The 19285-nt window shown below is 64.5% G+C and carries 11 protein-coding genes; 9 read left to right on the forward strand and 2 right to left on the reverse strand.

Going from position 1 to position 19285, the window contains the following annotated elements; translation table 11 throughout:
• The first annotated feature begins 314 nt into the window (after positions 1-314).
• Positions 315-2366 carry an alkyl/aryl-sulfatase gene (locus U5805_RS08185; RefSeq protein WP_322102963.1) on the forward strand — a complete coding sequence of 684 codons (2052 nt, stop codon included), beginning with the start codon at positions 315-317 and terminating at the stop codon, positions 2364-2366.
• A gap of 7 nt (positions 2367-2373) precedes the next feature.
• Positions 2374-2895 (forward strand): hypothetical protein, encoded by a 522-nt coding sequence (locus U5805_RS08190; protein WP_322102964.1) that lies wholly within the window; start codon positions 2374-2376, stop codon positions 2893-2895.
• A gap of 175 nt (positions 2896-3070) precedes the next feature.
• Here U5805_RS08190 and U5805_RS08200 read toward each other — a convergent pair whose 3' ends face one another.
• Positions 3071-3961, reverse strand: a complete 891-nt coding sequence (locus tag U5805_RS08200) for a LysR family transcriptional regulator (protein ID WP_322102965.1) — start codon at positions 3959-3961, stop codon at positions 3071-3073.
• Between the two features lie 138 nt (positions 3962-4099).
• Here U5805_RS08200 and U5805_RS08205 point away from each other — a divergent pair, with 138 nt between their 5' ends.
• The 6 genes from U5805_RS08205 (at position 4100) to U5805_RS08230 (ending at position 16446) form a co-directional block, all read left to right on the forward strand.
• A complete protein-coding gene (locus U5805_RS08205; RefSeq protein WP_322102966.1) occupies positions 4100-6052 on the forward strand; it encodes an alkyl/aryl-sulfatase in 1953 nt (650 codons plus the stop codon).
• 55 nt (positions 6053-6107) lie between these two features.
• Positions 6108-9956: a LuxR C-terminal-related transcriptional regulator gene (locus tag U5805_RS08210; RefSeq protein WP_322102967.1), complete on the forward strand. Its 3849-nt coding sequence runs from the start codon at positions 6108-6110 to the stop codon at positions 9954-9956.
• A gap of 152 nt (positions 9957-10108) precedes the next feature.
• Complete coding sequence (locus tag U5805_RS08215; RefSeq protein ID WP_322102968.1) at positions 10109-11818, forward strand: long-chain-fatty-acid--CoA ligase; 1710 nt, start codon at positions 10109-10111, stop codon at positions 11816-11818.
• 51 nt (positions 11819-11869) lie between these two features.
• Positions 11870-13297 (forward strand): aldehyde dehydrogenase family protein, encoded by a 1428-nt coding sequence (locus tag U5805_RS08220; RefSeq protein WP_322102969.1) that lies wholly within the window; start codon positions 11870-11872, stop codon positions 13295-13297.
• Positions 13298-13360: 63 nt separating this feature from the next.
• Positions 13361-15043: a GMC family oxidoreductase gene (locus tag U5805_RS08225; protein WP_322102970.1), complete on the forward strand. Its 1683-nt coding sequence runs from the start codon at positions 13361-13363 to the stop codon at positions 15041-15043.
• Between the two features lie 89 nt (positions 15044-15132).
• On the forward strand, positions 15133-16446 hold the full coding sequence (locus U5805_RS08230) for an MFS transporter (protein ID WP_322102971.1): 1314 nt from the start codon (positions 15133-15135) through the stop codon (positions 16444-16446).
• 144 nt (positions 16447-16590) lie between these two features.
• On the opposite strand, the gene U5805_RS08235 is transcribed toward U5805_RS08230, so the two are convergent.
• A complete protein-coding gene (locus U5805_RS08235; RefSeq protein WP_322102972.1) occupies positions 16591-17721 on the reverse strand; it encodes a porin in 1131 nt (376 codons plus the stop codon).
• A gap of 355 nt (positions 17722-18076) precedes the next feature.
• Between U5805_RS08235 and U5805_RS08240 the strand changes: the two genes are divergently transcribed.
• Positions 18077-19279 (forward strand): acyl-CoA dehydrogenase family protein, encoded by a 1203-nt coding sequence (locus U5805_RS08240; protein ID WP_322102973.1) that lies wholly within the window; start codon positions 18077-18079, stop codon positions 19277-19279.
• The last annotated feature ends 6 nt before the right edge of the window (positions 19280-19285 follow it).

Genomic DNA, 19285 nt, shown 5'->3' on the forward strand with positions numbered 1-19285 from the left:
AGAAACATTAAGTGCCGAGACAAAATGCCGCTGGTGCAGCTTCGCTCGACTGGCGCTAAAGACCATACTCAATCAATCTGAATATTCTTGCCTTCTTCCGAACGCATTTAGTTTCTATTCGTTCGATACATTATCTGGCGACATTACGCGCGTTTTTCTCCCCCCCAGTAATTTACCCCCCCCATTCGGAATAAAGCAGCCACCCGTCGTTCCGTTTGAAGTTTTCTAGCCGATTACGTAACATCCATATCGTTGTTTGAAGCATTACTGCTCGCGTTTCACCTCTCAGATCAAAACATAACAGGAAGTTGGCCATGTCCAAGGAAAAGGAGCCGGCAGTTCCCGGCACACGCAGGGCTTTCTTGAAGAACGTGGCGATTGCCGGTGTCGCCACCGGCCTGGGTTCCACGCTTGGCGACGCTGCCGCTCAAACGCAAACGATGATGCCGAGCGGAGTCGCTTTCAAACCTGCAACGCGCGCGACCATTGAAATTAACGCGGCCTACGCCAACTTTCTCTCGTTTGCAGACACTCAGGATTTCGAGGACGCTCAACGTGGCCGGATCGCCGCTTTGCCGGAGCCCGTTGTCATCCCCGGCAAGGGTGACTTTCCCGCCTGGAATCTCCAGCAGTTTGCTTTCCTGAGCGGCGGCCCGGAAAACAACGCCCCACCCACCGTTAATCCCAGCCTTTGGCGCAACGCCAAGCTGAACATGCATCACGGCCTCTTCGAAGTCGTGGATGGAATCTGGCAGGTGCGAGGCTACGATTTGTCGGTGATGAGCATCATTCGCGGCGAAACGGGATGGATCGTCGTCGACCCCTTCATCACGACGGAAGTTTCGTCTTACGTCTGGAAACAACTGGTCATACCGCATCTGGGCGATCGACCTATTTCCCATGTGATTTATACGCACAGCCACGCCGACCATTACGGCGGCGTGCGCGGCATCGTCTCGGAAGACGATCTTAAGTCGGGCAAGGTGAAGATCGTCGCGCCCACCGGCTTTATGGAAGCCGCGGTGGGCGAGAACGTCATTGCGGGAAATGCAATGGGGCGGCGCGCAACCTACATGTACGGCACGCTGCTGCCTCGCAGCGCGACGGGTAGCGTTGATGGCGGCCTCGGCAAAGCTTCTTCGGTGGGCACCATTACGCTCGCCGATCCCACCATCTTCGCCGAAAAAACCGGCCAGTCCCTGATCCTGGATGGTGTCGAGATCAACGTATTGATGGCGCCCGAGTCAGAAGCGCCATCTGAATTCATGTTTTATTTACCCAAATTCAAGGCGTTTTGCGCGGCGGAAGACGCCACGCATACGCTACATAATCTCTACACGCTACGCGGCGCCAAAGTGCGCGACGGGCTGCTCTGGTCAAAATATCTTCAGGAAGCGATCGACGCCTTCGGCGCAGACGTGCAGGTAATGTTCGCTTCGCATTACTGGCCGACCTGGGGAAATGAACGCATTGTTCAGTTCCTCGGCGCGCAACGCGATATGTACCGTTATCTGCACGACCAGACCATGCGGCTGGCGAACACCGGGTACACGCCGCTCGAAATCGGCGAGATGATCCGATTGCCCGACGCCCTGGCAAAGCACTGGTATTGCCGCAGTTACTACGGCACGGTTTATCACGACGCAGTTGCGCAATACAACCTGCGCCTCGGCTTCTTCGACGGTGTGCCCGCCAACCTGCACCGTCTGCCACCGGTCGAAAACGGCAAGCGCTATGTGGAGTACATGGGAGGTGCGGCAGCGGTGTTGCACAAGGCTCAGGCGTCCTTTGACAAAGGCGATTACCGGTTCGTCGCGGAAGTGGTGAATCATGTCGTGTTTGCCGATCCCCAAAACGTGGCGGCAAAACATCTTTTGGCGGATGCCTATGAGCAACTCGGTTATCAGTCGGAGTCCGCGCCTTGGCGGAATTTCTATCTGACGGGAGCGCAAGAGTTGCGCGGCGGCATCAGGAAATTGCCGGCGAGCAATCCGCAAAGTCCGGACACGATTCGCGCCATGCCGCTCGATATGTTTCTGGACTTTCTGGGAATTCGTTTGAATGGCGACCGGGCGGCGGGCAAGAAAGTCAGTTTCAACCTGATTCTTGACGACACGAAGGAAAGCTACGCAGTTGGCGTCGAAAACAGTGCGCTGCATTACTCGAAGGGACGAACATCGAACTCGGCGGATGCAACGCTCACCATGGCGCGTGCGGACCTGAACGACGTAATGCTGGGCACGATGACGATACAGAATCTGGTGATCGCCGGTAAGGCAAAGATAGACGGAGATAGTCAAAAGCTCGGGGACTTCGTCTCTTGGCTCGATAACTTCGAAGTCTTTTTCAATATCGTCACGCCATGAGGCGACCATGTGTGCGATCTGCGATTTCAAAGTCGAATTCAGCGTCAGTCACCCGCAGGCGCTGAAGGTTGCCGTAGCAACGCGCCAGGGCATCGAACAGGGCCTGTTGCGAGACAGCGCCACGCAAGGAGCACTGGCTAACGCCCGGCAGAAAATCATTGCGGTGGAGACGCTGAGCGAGTTTCAGGCTCACGTGGAAGCCGCCGTGCCGATCGAGCAATTGCTTGGCTTGCCCGATTTTTACGTGTTGTTGATCGAGAGCGACACATGGGGATTTTTCCATCCGACACCGGACGGATTCGATCCCGATGTCGTTCCCGATCTGCCCGATCTGACTGCCACGGACAATGCGAAACGCAGCGTCGTAATGATTACGGCGGAATGTGCCTTGAGAGCCTTGATCGAAGGAGCGCTCGACTTGCAACATTCGTTGGACGCGGGCCTCGTTGTGCTCGACGGACCTGAGCACGGTGAGACGATGCGCTCGCTGTTGCACCAGGTATTCGGCAAAACGGTCGCCGTGTCGTGACCCGTAGTCCGACCGAGGCGGGTCGAGGCTGGTCGAATCGCATATACGACAAACGCCATCAATAGCACGCACACGCGGCTGCGCAAGGTCGTGGAGAATCGCGGCCCTTTTCCGGGCTGCGAAGCCGCCAGCAAACCGCGGTATCCCGCCTTGCGCAATATCGCGAGCAGAACCGTCAGCCCACCGCCTCGATCGTTGCGATCGCTTTCTCCGCCGCCGGCGAAAGCGTTCGTTGCGCAAGATAAGCAATCGAATACTGCACCTTGAAATCCCGAAGGTCTTCGACGCGCAACTGCACGAGTGCGCCCGCCGCCAGTTCATCTTCCAATGCGCGGTTCGGCGCGATCAGGATGACGTCCTCATGGCGGGCAAGCTGCGTCAAGGCACGAAAATCGTTGCTCTCGACGCGCGTCGCCACGTCTTCGCCGGGGCGGCATCGAAGCAGGGTTCGCCAGCGCTCGTGTACCGCCACCGGCAGCGGCACAGAGGCGAGCCTCGCTTCGCGAATCTGCACCAGCTCGACGGGAGTGCCGCACAACGGATGATCGGGCCGCACGAAAAAGCCCATCGGTTCGGGCATCAGCGGGCGCACTGCCATTTCAACGGTTAGCGGCATCAAGCTGTTCGCGCTCAGCACGAAATCCAGTTGCTCCGATTGCAGTGCCGCGAACAGGACTTCGCTGTTGCTGACTTCCGCGTTGACGCGCAGATTGGGCCAGTTGCGCTGCATGACCCTGAGAACGCGCGAAAGCAGAATGGCGGCCGGAAACGGGCCGAGCCCAAAGCGCACGCTGCCCATTTCATGCTGTTGCACGAGCTGGAGGTCGCGTTCGAGGCAGCTTGTCTCGAACAGGATGCGTCTTGCCCGTTCCAGCACCATCCGTCCCGTCGACGTCAACGTCACGCCGCGGGCGCCGCGATCGAAGAGCGCCATGCCGGCCTCGTCCTCCAGTGTCTGAATGCTGCGTGTCAACGCAGGCTGCGTGAGGTTGACGCGCCGCGCCGCCGCGGCGAGCGTTCCTTCCTCCACCACGGCCACCAGATGTTCCAGTCGCTTAAGGTTCATGAATTAACCTTTTCTGCATGGCTCGAATAAAAAACTTTCATTTGAATTATATGTCGCGTGGGGATGAAATGGTGCCTGCGGTTCAAGAGCACAACGAAACATCAAAACGAAACATCAAAACGACCGGAGACCCCAAGCATGTCGTTTGTCCCCCCCGTTACCCCTGTTACCCCCGTTGCACCGTCCGAAAACGAGCGCGCCGAGCGCTTTGCCACGCCGTCGACCCTAGCGGCCCATCAGCAGGCCATCCGCGAGTTGCCGGTGGAGGACCATATGGACGAGGAGGAGGCGCGGCGCGGGTTCATCGGCACGGTGCCCGATGCCGAAGTGCGCGACGCGTACGGCAAGCTGGTATGGAGCGTGGCCGACTACGGTTTCCTGAGCGATCCCGTGGCTCCGGCAACCGCCCACCCGTCGTTGTGGCGTCAGGCGCGTCTTAACCTCATCCACGGTCTTTTCAAGGTCACCGAGCGCATCTATCAGGTGCGCGGCTTCGATCTGTCGAACATGACGATTATCGAAGGCGATTCGGGGCTCATCATCATCGACCCGCTGACCTGTCGCGAGACGGCTCAGGCAGCGCTCGACCTGTACCTGCAACACCGTCCGGAGAAACCCGTCGTCGCCGTGATCTACAGCCACAGCCACGCCGACCACTTCGGCGGCGTGAAGGGCGTGACGACCGAGGCCGACGTGCGCGCCGGCAAGGTGTCCGTGATCGCGCCGTTCGGCTTCATGGAAGAGGCGGTGTCGGAAAACGTCATGGCGGGAACGGTCATGTGGCGGCGCGCGCAGTTCCAGGGCGGCTCCACGCTCGCGCGCAACGCCTGTTGCCAGATCGACGCGGGGCTCGGCAAGACCGGCCCGAGAGGCACCGTCACGCTGATCGAGCCTACGCAACTGATTCGCGAGTTGACCGAGACGCACGTGATCGACGGCATCGAGATCGTGTTTCAGTTGACGCCCGAAAGCGAGGCGCCCGCCGAAATGCACTTTTTCTTTCCGCAATTGCGCGCGCTGAACCTGGCCGAGAACGGCACGCGCACACTGCACAATCTCTGCCCGCTGCGCGGCGCGCAGGTCCGCAACGCGAAATTGTGGTCGAACTACCTGAACGAGTCGCTCGAGCGCTACGCGCCGCATGCCGATGTCGTGTTCGCCCAGCACCATTGGCCCACGTGGGGCAATACGCGCCTCACCGCCTTCATCGAGCAGCAGCGCGATCTCTACAAATTCCTGCACGATCAGACCGTGCGCATGATGAATCACGGCCTCAGCGGCGTCGAGATCGCGGAACAGATGCGTCTGCCCGATAGTCTCGCGTCGCAATGGCACGCGCGCGGCTACTACGGCACCGTCTCGCACAACGTCAAGGCGATCTACCAGTTTTATCTCAGTTGGTACGACGGCAACCCCAGCAACCTGCATGCGTTGCCGCCGGAGATGTCGGGGCCGCGCTATGTCGAGTACATGGGAGGCGCGCAAGCGATGATCGAGCGCGCTCGCCGCGACTTCGAGCGCGGCGAATACCGCTGGGTCGCGCAGGTGATGAACCATTTGGTCTTTGCCGAACCCGGCAACCGCGACGCACGCGAACTGTGCGCGGCGGCGCTCGAACAGATGGGTTTTCAGGCCGAATCGGCGACGTGGCGCAACGCGTTCCTGCTCGGCGCGCGCGAACTGCGCGAGGGCCGCGCGAGCACCGCGGCGGTGAGCCCGCGCAGCGCCGACATGGTGTGCGCGATCAGCGACACGCTGTTCTTCGACTACCTCGCGATACGCGTGGACGGTCTCAAGGCCCAGCACATGCACAGCCGTTTCGCGTGGCATTTCACGGACACGGGCAAGCGCTATGCACTCAACCTCCAGCACGGCGCGCTGACGCACTCCGAAACGCCGCACGTCCTGCCCGCGCATGTGACGGTGTCGCTGTCCCGCGCCACGCTGAACCAGATCCTTCTGGCGCAGATCACGTTTGCGGACGCCATCGCGCAAGGGCATATCGTGCTCGAAGGCGAAGCGGCACGCTTTACGGCACTGCTGGCCACCCTGGACCGTTTCACTGGGGACTTCAATGTTGTAGAGCCGTGAACCAACGATCACGGCACGTTTGCGATTTTCAATAGCCATTTCATCTCGTCCGATCATGCGCGTTGCTCCTCCTGTTGTTCTCTCTGCCGCCGAGCGCGATGAACTCGTTGCACTGGTTTCGTCTTCCATCGGCAATGCGAAACTCGCCCAGCGCGCGCGAATCGTGCTGATGGCGGCCGACGGTGTCCAAAACAAACTGATCGCGCACGACCTCGGCATTGGCCGCATGCAGGTGGCGCGTTGGCGCGAACGGTACGTCCGTTCGCGCATGGCCGGGATCAAGGAGGAACTGCCGCGCGGCGCGCCGCCCGTCAAGGTCGACGTCGCGCGGCTCGTCTCGCTCACGACCGAGACGCCGGGCAACGGCGAAAAGGCCTGGAGCACGCGCAAGCTCGCGGCGGAACTGGGCGTGAGCGCGGCAAGCGTGTCGCGGCACTGGAAGGCAACCGGAATCGCGCCGCAGGGGACAAGCGCGCAGCGCGGCGACGGACTGCTGGAGTTGTACGGCCGGCACGTGGCGATCGTCGGGCTTTATATCGCGCCGCCGGAGCACGCGCTCGTCTTTGCGCTCGACGAGCGGATCGAGGCTCACCCCGCGGCCGACCTCGCGCGCGCGCCTGGCGTTGCGCGTCCGGTTCACGCGTGGCAGCGTCACCTGGCGACATCGCTGATTACGTCGCTGCGGGCTTTGATGAACGGCAGCGGCGGAACCTACCTCAACGTGCAGCGCCACGTATCGTGGCTCGGCTTCCTCGGCCAGCTCGAAACGAGGCTGGAGCCTGGCAAGCGTCTGCTGGTCGTCGCGGACAATCATCTGTCCCATCATCATCCGGCGGTTCAGCAGTGGCTCTGCGGCCGCGAGCATTTTCTGGTTCAGCTCGCGCCGAACGGCAGCGCGTGGCTGCGTCTGCTCCAAGGCTATCTGCGCGATGCGCAGTCCGGGCTGTGCGCGGGCGGCTTGCCCGAGCATATTGCCGAAGCGCTGTCGTTCATCGAAAAGCAGCGCGCCTCGCAGGGAGCGCGAGGGTTTCACTGGTTCATGAACGCCTACGGGGCGGAGGCGCTTCCTTTGGCGGGTTTCGGAAACGACGGCGCCGCTGACGAGAACCTTCAGCCGCCGACGTCGGCAGAGGCCGCCGCGCCGGCCGGCGCTCACGCGGCGAGCGAGACGGCGCCGCCCGATCGCGCCGTGCGGCCCGTTGCCAGCACCAAGCTGCTGCCTCCGCGCGGCACGCGGCGCATGATGTCGCGCGATGCCCTCATGACGCGCCTGCTCGAAGCGCGGCGCCATCGTTGCGTCGTGATCCAGGGGCAGGCCGGCAGCGGCAAGACAAGCACGATGGTCGCGTGGCGCAAGTCGCTCATCCTGATGGGCTTCGACGTGAGCTGGCTCTCGCTTTCGAGCGAGGACAACGAGCCGGCCCGGTTCTTCGACTGCCTGCTCGCGAGCATCGCCGAAGCCGACCCGTCCGTCGTGCGCGATGCCGCGTTGCTGGTTGCGCAGGGAAGCGACGATACGGCGATCGAGCACTGGGTCATCACGCTCGTGCAGGCGCTCGGCAAGCGTCAGCGCCACATCATGCTGATGATCGACGATCTGCATCACGTCAACGATCCGCGTATTTTCGAGGCGCTTCAATGGCTGCTCGACTATGCGCCGCCTCAGTTACATCTCGCGCTGTGCTCGCGCAGCGCGCTTGCGCTTTCGCTCGACCGGCTGCGATCGCAAGGCGTCGTGAGCGAGTTCGACATGCGCGACCTGCGCTTTAGCGAAGCGGAATCGGAGCGTTACCTGCGCGAGCAGCTCGGCTCGATCGAACCGCGCGACGCGGCCGCGCTGCATGCGCTGACCGACGGCTGGGTGGCCGGGCTACAGCTTTTCGCGGTGGACCTGCGCACGCGCCAGGGAAGCGACTACCCGGTCGTGAAGGTCCACGATCCGCGCACCTTCGCCAATTATTTCGAATGCGAAGTCCTGTTGCGGCTCGCGGCGGACGACCTGGACATGCTGACCCGCGTGGCCGTGTGCCATCGCTTCAGCGCTCCGCTCTGCGCGAGCGTCGTCGGGCGCGAAGAAGCGCTGGCCCGTATCCGGGCGCGGCTCGCGCAGCTCGAAGCCGACAACCTCTTCATCACGCAGGTGGGCAGTCACGACCGCGAGATCTGGTATCGCATTCATCCGCTGCTGCGCGAAACGTTGCTGACTCGTCTCGCGGAACGCGATGCCGAAGCGCTGCGTCGCGCGCACGCCGTGGCATGGCGCTGGTTCGAAGCGCACGGCCAGATCGACGATGCGGTGTTTCATGCCGTCAAGGCGGGCGATCCCGCCGCGGCGGCCGGCATGGTGGAGCGGTGCGCGCAGGCGCTGCTGGCCCAGGGCGAGCTGAACCAGTTGTCGGGCCTCTTGCGGATGCTGCCGCTCGAACTGGTCCAGAAGCGCTTCGCACTCCATATCGTGATGGCGTATGTCCATCTTTATTCGCGCAACTTCCAGGCGCTCGGGCGCAGCCTCGATCAGCTCGAAGCCACTTCGGATGCGCTCGACGAGCGCCAGCGCTATACGCTGTGCCTGCTGCGCGCCGGCCTCGCGCTCCAGCAGGACGACACCGACGCGGTCGTGGCCATGCTGCCCGCGTTGCGCGCAATACCGGCCGACGCCGACGATTTCGCCTGGAACGGCCGCGGCAACGTGCTCTCCTGGCTGCATATGTCGAGAGGCGAATACGACGAAGCGCGGGCCGTGCTCGACGACATGGGGCGGCGCGCGGGAGCGCCGCGCAGTAGCCTGCTGGGCCGTTGCATGGGCGCGCTGAGCCTTTCCATGGAAGGGCGCATCAGGGAGGCGGAGAAGATCATCCGCGAAGTGCTCGACGAGGCCGAGCGCCAGGGGCCGCCGTACGTGGGCGTTGCGTGCATGGCGGCGAGCCTGCTGGCCGACACGCTCTACGAACTCAACGACATCGAGGCGGCGTGCCAGTTGCTCGAGCCGCGCATCGGCATGCTCGAACGCGTTTCGCTGCCCGAGATCGTGATGCGCGCCTTCGTGGTGCTCTCCAACGCCCATTGGGCGGCGGGGCGGCGAGCGCAGGCTTGCGCCTGGCTCGACCGTCTCGAATCGTATGCGGGGCGCTACGGCCTCGACCGCGTGCTGGCGGAAGCGCTCGTGCTCCGCTTGCGCAGACATCTCGAGCAGGTGGAAACGGAGCGGGCCAATACCGTGGTCGAGCGCCTCGCCACGCTCGAAATGCGTTATGCGGGCGCGGGGCCGGACACGGCGGCGCGAATTCGCTTTGCCGCCGCCCGCGCATGCGTGGAAATGTGCCTGCACACGGGCGACTACGCGGGTCTCGTCGGCCGTCTCGAAGCGCTGGTTGCCGCCTCCGAGCAGAACGGCCGCGGCCGGCTCTCCACAACGCTCCGGCTTCAACTGGCCATGGCGCATCACGGCGTGGGCAATGAGCCTGCCGCGGAAAAAGCGTTCGTTCACGCGTTACGGCAGGGGCACGCGCTCGGCCTCATGCGCACGCTGCTCGACGTCGCGGCAAGCGCACCGGGCATGTTTGCCGCCCTGGCCAGCCAGACCGTATCCGATCCCGTGCTCGCGTTTTACGGCGAACGCCTGCGTGCCGCGCGGGCGACCGCGGTGGTCATGCCCGCCGCAAGGGCGGCGGCCGCCGTCGTGCCTGTCGACGCCCTGAGCGAGCGCGAACGCGAGATTCTTGCGCTGCTCGCGCAGGCTATGTCGAACAAGAAGATCGCCACGGTGCTCAACGTGTCGGCCGAGACCGTGAAGTGGCACCTGAAGAACATCTACCTGAAGCTGGGAGTGGGCGGGCGCGGCGGCGCGGCGGCGCGTTTTCGCGATCTCAACGCGAGTCACGCCGAGGCGCACATGGTTTCCTGATGTGTCGCCCCGGTCCCGCCGAGGCTGCCTTGCGACCTATGCATAAGCACTGCGGCTCTTGCCCCCCGCGTCGGGGAGGGGAGTGCCGCAGCCGGCCAGCGATGATGCGAACAACCGGGACGCCGTCCCGCCCAACCTTGTGACCCACCGCCATGGCGCGATTGACACGACACTACGCACACTGGCCCGAGGGCGTGCCCCATACGCTGCGGGCGCCCGAGTCCAACCTGTTCAGCTTCCTGGCTGCGAGCGCGGCGCGCTGCCCGGAGAAAACCGCAATCGATTACTACGGCGCGCAGATGAGCTACCGCACACTGCACGAAGCGGTGCTCAAGCTCGCCGGCTACATGCAGCAACGTCTTTCGGTGCGCAGCGGCGACCGCGTACTGCTGCTCATGCAGAACTGTCCGCATTTCGCCATCGCGTATTACGCGGTGCTGCGCTGCGGCGCGGTCGTCGTGCCCGCCAACCCCATGAGCACGGCCGCCGAAGTCGCCTATTACGCAGCCGACTCCGGTGCGCGCGTGGCCGTCACCACCCAGGATATGCTGCCGCGCCTCGCCCCGCTGCTGGATAGCGGCGCGCTCGCCGGGTGCGTGGTCGGCGCGTGTTCCGAATTTGCCGGCGAGCCGCGCGACGTGCCGTTCATGGAGATTCCCGCGTTCGTGCGCGAGCCGCGCCAGCGCCTCACGCAAGCCGGCGTACACGAATTCGCCGGCGCGCTCGCTGCCGGCATCGCACCCACGCCGCTTGCCGACGGCGCGGGACTGGCCGTGATCGGCTACACCTCGGGCACCACGGGCGAGCCCAAGGGCGCGATGCTCAGCCACCGCGCGTTTTCGTACGTGGTCAGCCAGCGCGTGCTGTGGTTCTCCGACGATCCCGAGAGAAGCGACCTCATTACCCTGCCGGTGAGCCACGTAGCGGGCATGTGCGCGCTGAATCAGGCGCTGGTCCAGGGCCGCACCATGGTCCTGCTCGCGCGCTGGGACGCCGCCGCCGTGCCGCGCCTCATCGAGCATCACCGCATCGGCTGCTGGGCCGCGGTCACACCCATGCTCGTCGAGCTGCTCGGGCGTCCGGAACTGGCGCAGCACGACGTTTCCTCGCTGCGGCGTCTGTACGGCGGCGCCACCGCGATGCCCGAAGCCGTCGCGCAGCAGATCGAACAGCGTCTCGGCGTGCCCTACATCGAGTGCTACGGCATGACCGAGACCTGCGGCAGCACGCACATGAATCCGCCGCAGGCGCCGCGCCAGCAGTGCGCGGGCATTCCGCAGATCAACGTCGATGCGCGGGTGATCGAGCCGGACGGCGGCGCCGAACTCGGCCCGAACCAGCCCGGCGAGCTGGTGATGCACAGCCCGACGCTGTTCGACGGCTACTGGGGCCGGCCCGACGCGAGCGAGGCGGCGTTCATCGAAATCGAGGGCAAGCGCTTCGTTCGCACCGGCGATATCGGCCACTACGACGAGGACGGCTACTTCTACATCACGGACCGGCTCAAGCGCATGATCAACGCGTCGGGCCTGAAGGTGTGGCCGGCGGAGATCGAGTCGCGCCTGCATGGACACCCGGCGGTGCAGGAAGCCTGCGTGATTTCGGCTCACGACTCGCACCGCGGCGAGACGGTCAAGGCGCTGGTGGTGCTGCGCGAAAAAGCGCGCGACACGCTCACGCCCGAAGCGCTGATGGAGTGGGCGCGCACCTGCATGGCGGCCTACAAGGTGCCGCGCCAGATCGAATTCGTGGAAAGCCTGCCGCGCTCGGCCGCCGGCAAGCTGCTCTGGCGCATCGTTCAGGACAATCAGAATCAGCTCGACAGCAAGGCAAATCTCGCATCACCGACAGAGCGCGGCTAAAGCGCCAAACCGGGCCGGCAGCGTGCCAGGCCCCATGGACAGGAGACGGCATTGAAGCAATTGAAGCAGTTTTACATCGACGGCGCGTGGGTCGAACCGTCGTCGCCCGACACGTACGTGGATATCGTCGATCCCGCCACGGAAGCTGTGGTCGGCACGCTGGCCATGGGCGGCCCCCAAGATGTCGAGCGCGCGGTCGCCGCCGCGCGCGCGGCGTTTCCCGCGTGGTCGCGCAGCAGCCGCGAAACCCGGCTCGCGCTGCTGGAACGCGTGGTGCAATGCTACAAGACGCGCATGGCGGACCTCGCCGCGGCAGTCACCGACGAGATGGGCGCGCCGTCATGGCTCAGCCGCGAGCTGCACGTGCCCGCCGGACTCGGCCAGATCGCGACGACCATCGCGGCGCTCAAGGACTTCGCGTTCGAGACGCGCCGGGGCTCGACCTCCATCGTGCGCGAACCGGTGGGCGTCGCGGCGCTGATCACGCCCTGGAACTGGCCGCTCAACCAGATCGCCGCCAAGGTGGCGCCCGCGCTTGCCGCGGGTTGTACCGTCGTCCTGAAGCCTTCGGAAGCCGCGCCGCTCGACGCGCACCTCTTCGCGGAAATTCTGCACGAGGCCGGTGTGCCGCGCGGCGTGTTCAACATGGTCTACGGCGACGGCGAGCGCGTGGGCGCGTCGTTGTCGAGCCATCGCCATGTCGACATGGTTTCGATTACCGGCTCCACACGCGCCGGCGTGGCCGTCGCCATCAACGCCGCGCCGAGCGTCAAGCGCGTGGCGCAGGAGTTGGGCGGCAAGTCGCCGAACCTCATTCTCGACGACGCCGATCTGTCCGCTGCGGTCTCCGCCGGCGTGGTGAGCTGCATGATGAACTCGGGGCAGACCTGCATCGCGCCGACGCGCATGCTGGTGCCGCGGCAACACTATGCGGCGGCGGTCGACATCGCGGCCGCCACCGCGTCCGCGCTGAGCGTCGGCGACCCGCGCGAAGCGGCGAACAAGCTGGGCCCGATGGCGAGCCGCGCCCAGTTCGAGCGGGTCCAGCAAATGATCGCGACCGGTGTGAGCGAAGGCGCACGGCTCGTCGCGGGCGGCCCGGGCCGACCCGAGGGCCTCGCGCGCGGCTTCTACGTCAAGCCCACGGTCTTCGCGGACGTCCACGCGGACATGACGATCGCGCGCGAAGAGATCTTCGGGCCGGTTCTCGTGATGCTTCCGTACGAGGACGAGGCGCACGGCATTGCGCTCGCGAACGACACCGATTACGGCCTTGCCGCCTATGTGTGGTCCGCCGACTCCGCGCGCGCCAAACGCGTGGCGGGCGAACTGCGCGCGGGCGCCGTGCTGATCAACGGCGCGCGCATGGACCTGAGCGCACCGTTCGGCGGCTACAAGGCGTCGGGCAACGGACGCGAGTTCGGCGAATACGGCATCGCGGAATTCCTCGAGTTCAAGTCGGTGGTGGGAGCCGCATAACGACCAGCGCCGTGAATGCGCCGTGAATATATGCGGCGCCCGCAAAACGATATGGAATGCTAAATGATGAATAACGGGAAAATGCCGTCGCCGCCGAGTGCGGGCGAGTTCGACTATATCGTCGTCGGCGCGGGGTCGGCGGGATGCGCCGTGGCGAGCCGGCTTGCCGAGGACGAGGGCGTGACGGTGGCGTTGCTGGAAGCGGGTCCGCACGATCACCACTACACCGTGTGGACACCCATCGGCATCGCGAAGACGGCGGGCCATCAAGGCGAGCGCAACTACGGCTATTACTCGGAGCCGCAGGACGCCATGGGCGGGCGGCGCTCGTGGCAGCCGCGCGGCCGCGGTCTTGGCGGCTCCTCGTCGATCAATGCGATGGTGTACATTCGCGGCCACCGCCGCGATTACGATCACTGGGCGACCCTGGGTTGCAATGGCTGGAATTACGAGGACGTCCTGCCGTATTTCCGCCGCAGCGAGTGCAACGAGCGTTACGCAGGCCGCGACGACAACCCGTGGCACGGCGGCACCGGCCCGTTATACGTGAGCGATCTGCGCACGCCGAACCCGTTTTCCCGGCGTTTTCTGGAAGCGGCGCAGCAGGCGGGCATCTGCCTGAACCCGGACTTCAACGGCGAGACGCAGGAAGGCGCCGGCCTCTTTCAGGTCACGCAGCACAACGGCGAACGCTGGAATGCGGCGCGCGCCTATCTTCATCGGGCCGACGCGAGCGACACCGGTTTGAACGGCGGCCGCAAAGGTCTTGCCGTGCTGACCGACACCCAGGTGCTGCGCATCGGCTTCGAAGGGCGTCGGGCAGTCGGCGTGACGGTCGTGCGCGGCGGCGTGGAGCAGACGCTGCGGGCGCGGCGCGAAGTGATCGTGAGCGGCGGAGCGTACAACTCGCCGCAGTTGCTGATGGCTTCGGGTATCGGGCCGGCCGCGCATCTGCGCAATCACGGCATCGACGTCGTTCACGATCTGCCGGGCGTGGGCGAAAACCTGCACGATCACCCGGACATCGTCATCAACAAACAGGTCGATTCGACCGATCTGTTCGGTTATTCGATGCGGGGCTTCGCACGAATGCTCGGCGAAATATTGCGCTACCGCAAGCACCGCACGGGCATGGTGGCTTCCAATATCGCCGAGGCGGGCGCTTTCGTGAAGAGTCGGCCTGACCTTTCCGAACCCGATCTGCAACTGCACTTCACGGCGGCGATGGTGGGCGAGCGCGGCGAAGGCAAGAAGAAGCCGCCGCACGGCTACTCGTGCCACGCCTGCGTGCTGCGCCCCCATAGCCGGGGCCACGTCAGGCTGCGGTCGGGCGACATGCGCGATGCGCCGGTCATCGACGCGCGTCTCTTGTCCGACGAGCGCGACATGGAAGGGCTCGTTGCCGGCGTGAAGCTGATCCGCAGACTCTTCGCGCAACCGGCGCTCGCCCTCGAGGGCGGACGCGAGATCGCGACGGAAGCGTTCGACGCCGACAACGCGAACGACGACGCGATCCGCGCCTACGTGCAAACGAGAGCCGAAACCGTGTTCCACCCGGTCGGCACTTGCCGCATGGGCGTGGACGGGATGGCCGTGGTCGATCCGCAGCTTCGGGTACGCGGCATGGAAGGCCTGCGCGTGGTGGACGCTTCGATCATGCCCACGGTGCCGGCCGGCAACACGAATGCGCCCGCCATCATGGTGGGCGAGAAAGCGGCGGACCTGATTCGCAACGCCGCGAAATAAAAGGGCGCTCGCGCGGCGGCCTTCGGTGCCCGGCGCCGCGAGGCGCATGCAGCGAAGCGCCGGGCGTGACAGTCCACAAAGGAGACGATATGAGCACGCAATACGAGCCGTTCAAGGCATGGCGCATCGCGCTGCTGATGCTGGCCTTTCTGATGGTTAACTTTTTCGACAAGGTGGTCATCGGCATGCTGGCCGTGCCCATCATGAACGACCTTGGGTTGACGCCCTTGCAGTTCGGCATCGTGAGCAGCAGTTTCTTCTGGCTGTTCGCCTTGGGCGGCATTGCCGGCGGCTTTATCGCCAACCGTATTTCCACCCGCGTCATCGCGCTCGTCCTGGCGCTCTCCTGGTCGCTGTGCCAGTTGCCGCTGGTCGTCTCTTCGTCGATGCTGGTGTTCATCGCTTCGCGCGTCGCGCTCGGTTTCACGGAAGGGCCCGCCTATCCGGTCGCCGTGCATGCGGTCTACAAATGGTTTCCGCCCAGCAAGCGGATCTTGCCCGTTTCGCTGTACGTGGCGGGCGGCAGCATCGGCTTGCTGGCCGCCGGCGTCATCGTTCCCCACGTGACGCGGCATTGGGGCTGGCGCGCGAATTTCATCATGCTGTGCATCATTGGCGTGATCTGGTCGGCGATATGGCTGGCTTACGGCAGGGAAGGCCGTCTCGACGAGTCCCCGGTCTCGCATGCGCCGCAGGCGCGCGTGGCTTATCGACGTCTGCTCACGGATCGCACGGTGCTCGGCAGCATGCTGCTCCAGTTCGCATCGTATTGGGGCGTTGCGCTCGGCTTTACATGGTTGCCCGTTTATTTTCAGAAGGGCTTGTCGTACGACGCGGTCGCTTCGGGGCGCTACTACGCGCTCGTGATGGCGGCGGCCGTGCCGGTGTCGCTTGGCCTGTCGTTCGTCGCACAGCGGCTGATCGGAGGAGGCGTGCGTTCCCGCTTCGCGCGCGGCTGGTACACGTCCGGCTGCCTTCTTGCGGCGGGTCTCGGTTACATGAGCATGCTCGACGGTCAAATGCCGCTTGCGCTGCGCCTTGCGATTCTGATCCTGACGTTCGGCTGCACGCCGATCGCTTATGGGCTGTGCCCGGCGTTGCTGGCCGAAGTCACCCCCGCGCCGCAACGAGGCGCGATTCTGGCGATAGGCAATTCGGTGGCATCGCTCGCCGGCGTGATCGCGCCCGTGGTGATGGGGCGGCTCGTGCAAGGCATGCCCGGCGCGCAAGGCTACGAAGCCGGCTTCGCGCTGTGCGGCGCGCTTGCGGTCGTGAGCAGCCTGATCGGCGCGGCGCTCATTCATCCGGGGCGAACGATGGAGCGCCTGCGCATCGCCGTGCCCGTTGCGCGGACCCTGGCCGGCGATTCGACGAAAACGATCGAACCTGCCGGGCAGCGCTGATTGCTCCGCGCGGTTCGAACGCGCTTCCGGCAGTTCCGCAGGTTCCGCAATGAAGCGGGCCTTGCCTGGTTTCCCAGGCAAGGCCCGTTTTCTTGTTTCGCGTCGTCGTTAAAGCGTGGGCCGCACGCAGGTGCGGCCCGATGTTCAGAACGAATGCCGCACGCCCAGCAGAACCGCCACCGTGCCTTGACCCGGCGCGACCAGTTGACCGTAAGTGACCGGCACGCGCATGGTGCCCATGTTGTTGACGCCGCCTACGTCCGCATACAAAACGGTGCGCTTCGAGACGTTGTAGTCGGCCGTGACGGCCCACGTGATCGACTTGTTCGAAGCGTTGTTCTTGTCGCGCAGATAGTAGGCGCCGCTCGTGACGTTGAGGGCGGGCGTGAACTGATAGCCCGCGCCGAGCGACCAGAGGTCGTAGTTCACGAGGTTCGAGCGGGCGGGGCTCTTGCCGTTGCTGTAAGCCCCCGATACGGAGAAGCTGCCGATCGTGTATTTTGCGCCGAAGTACAACTGCTGGTTGTTGTCGACGCCGGTGGGCGCCCCGGGCGCGACCGGCGACGGATTCGTGTCGTGCGCGTCGTACCAGGCCGCCGCGAGATTGAGACTGCCGTTCTGATACGAGAGCACGGCGGACTCGCGCGAACGCGCCGTCAGGCTGCCGGAGACGCCGCCGGGCGCATATTCGAGGGCGAGCTGCGCGCCCATGAAGCGGGGCGAGTGGTAGATGAGCGCGTTGCTGTCGAAGAGTGCGCCGATAGGCACGTTCGTGCTCGCGCCGGACCATCCCGCCTGGAAGTTCATCCCGGCCCATGTGGTCAGAACGCTGCCGAAATATTGCGCGCCGCGCACATCGGTATCGACCATGGCAATCGCGATGGGCGCGATCTGACGGCCGACGTCGAACGAGCCGAACGGCCCCGATACGCCCACGCGCGCGATCTGATTGAACAGCGCCACGGTTCCCGCCGTGTCGGGAAGGCCCAGCGCGCCCGTCCCGGTGTTGAACGCGCTTTGCAGCTTGAAGTTGAGGCGATAGCCCCCGCCGAGGTCTTCGGTCCCGAGCAGACCCCAGAAGCTCGAATAAATGCCGCCGTCCTTATAGCGGAACACCGATCCCATATTGGCTGCGGTTGGACTTAACGTGGCGGCCGATGTGTTCTGGTACATCAGACCCGCGTCGAGTGCGCCGAAGAGCGTGACCGAGCTTTGCGCATGCGCTCCTGCTGCCATGACTGCCAGTGCGGCGGCAGCAACTGACTTCAACTTCATAGCGTCTCCTGATTGTATTTCCGGCCACCTGTCGGGCAGCCCTTATGTTGGCGTCCGCCGACGGCATGAGATGCGCGGTTCGGCCTGGACACCGGTAAGGTGACGCGAAACGCCCGAATCGCTGCCCCCCAACGTGGGGGGCCGATTTCCTGTGGGATTAAGGCCCGTTCTGCATGCACGCAAACCTTTCGTCGATCGCGTCATCGGGTGGCGATCCATAACGCTGTTGCCTACCTGGGTAGGCTTAAGAACCCCCAACGGTGGGGGGCGTTGCCTGTCCAGGTGCTCCCCTACCATGCGTCGAATCTGGCAGACGCACCTGCGCCGCGTTTGCCCTCATTCTGGAGAGCTACGCATGGACTTTCGATCGGACCCGGGCCTCAGTGCGTTTCGCGAGGTGGTGCGCGATTTTCTGCGCAAGCATTTGCCGCCGGACCTGCCGCGCCGCACCGACGGCGTGCGGTCGCCGCGCGCGCAACTGGCGCAATGGCAACGCATCCTGAACGAGTACGGCTGGGGTGCGCCTTATTGGGCAAAAGAGCACGGCGGTACGGGCTGGAGCGTCGCGCAGCGCCTCATATTCGACGAAGAATGCTCGACCGCGGGCTCGCCTTCGCAGGACACCTTCGCGCAACGGCTCGTCGGTCCCGTGCTCAACCACTTCGCCACCGCCGAACAGAAAGCGGAGCACGTGCAGGCCATTCTTCGCGGCGAACGGATCTGGTGCCAGGGATTCTCCGAACCCGGCTCCGGCTCCGATCTCGCCTCGCTGCGCACGCAGGCCGTGCGCGAAGGCGACCATTATGTCGTGAACGGCCAGAAAATCTGGACGAGCTACGGTCACGAAGCCGACTGGATCTTCCTGCTCGTGCGCACCGATACCACCGTCAAGAAGCAGGCCGGCATCAGCTTCCTGCTCGTCGACATGAAATCGCCGGGCATCACGGTGCGCCCGATCATCAGCATCGACGGCTGTCATCATCTGAACGAAACGTTCTTCGACAACGTGCGCGTACCGGTGGGCAACCTGATCGGCGCGGAAGGCGACGGATGGAAGCTCACGAAATTCCTGCTCAACAACGAACATGCCTCCACGGCCGATCTGCCGTCGCTGATGCGGTTCCAGCGCAAACTGCGCAAGCTCGCGCGCGAAACGCGGTTTGCCGGCTCGCCGCTGATCGAGCGCGACGACGTTGCCTTGCGGCTTGCCGCGCTCGAAGCCGAGCTGCGGGCGATCACGGTGCTGGTGCAGCGCGTGGCGGCGCTGGAAGAGGACCATAGCCCTGCCGCGCATGCGATAGGGTCGATCCTCAAGGTGCGCGGCACGGAATTGCAACAGAAGATGAGCGCGTTTCTCGTCGAGTGCCTGGGCGACTACGGCGCGGTCGCATGGGCCGGCCCGAGAGGCGAAGGTGCCGGTGCGCAGCCGGTCCACGCGCTTCAGTCCGAAGCGCGAAGCATCGCGGCAGAAATGTTCTTCCGCCGCGCCACCACGATTTATGGCGGCACGAGCGAAGTCCAGCGCGGCATTGTCGCGAAGATGATGTTTCAGTTCTGAGGGATA

This window comes from Paraburkholderia sp. J41, from assembly GCF_905220235.1.
Classification (GTDB): domain Bacteria; phylum Pseudomonadota; class Gammaproteobacteria; order Burkholderiales; family Burkholderiaceae; genus Paraburkholderia.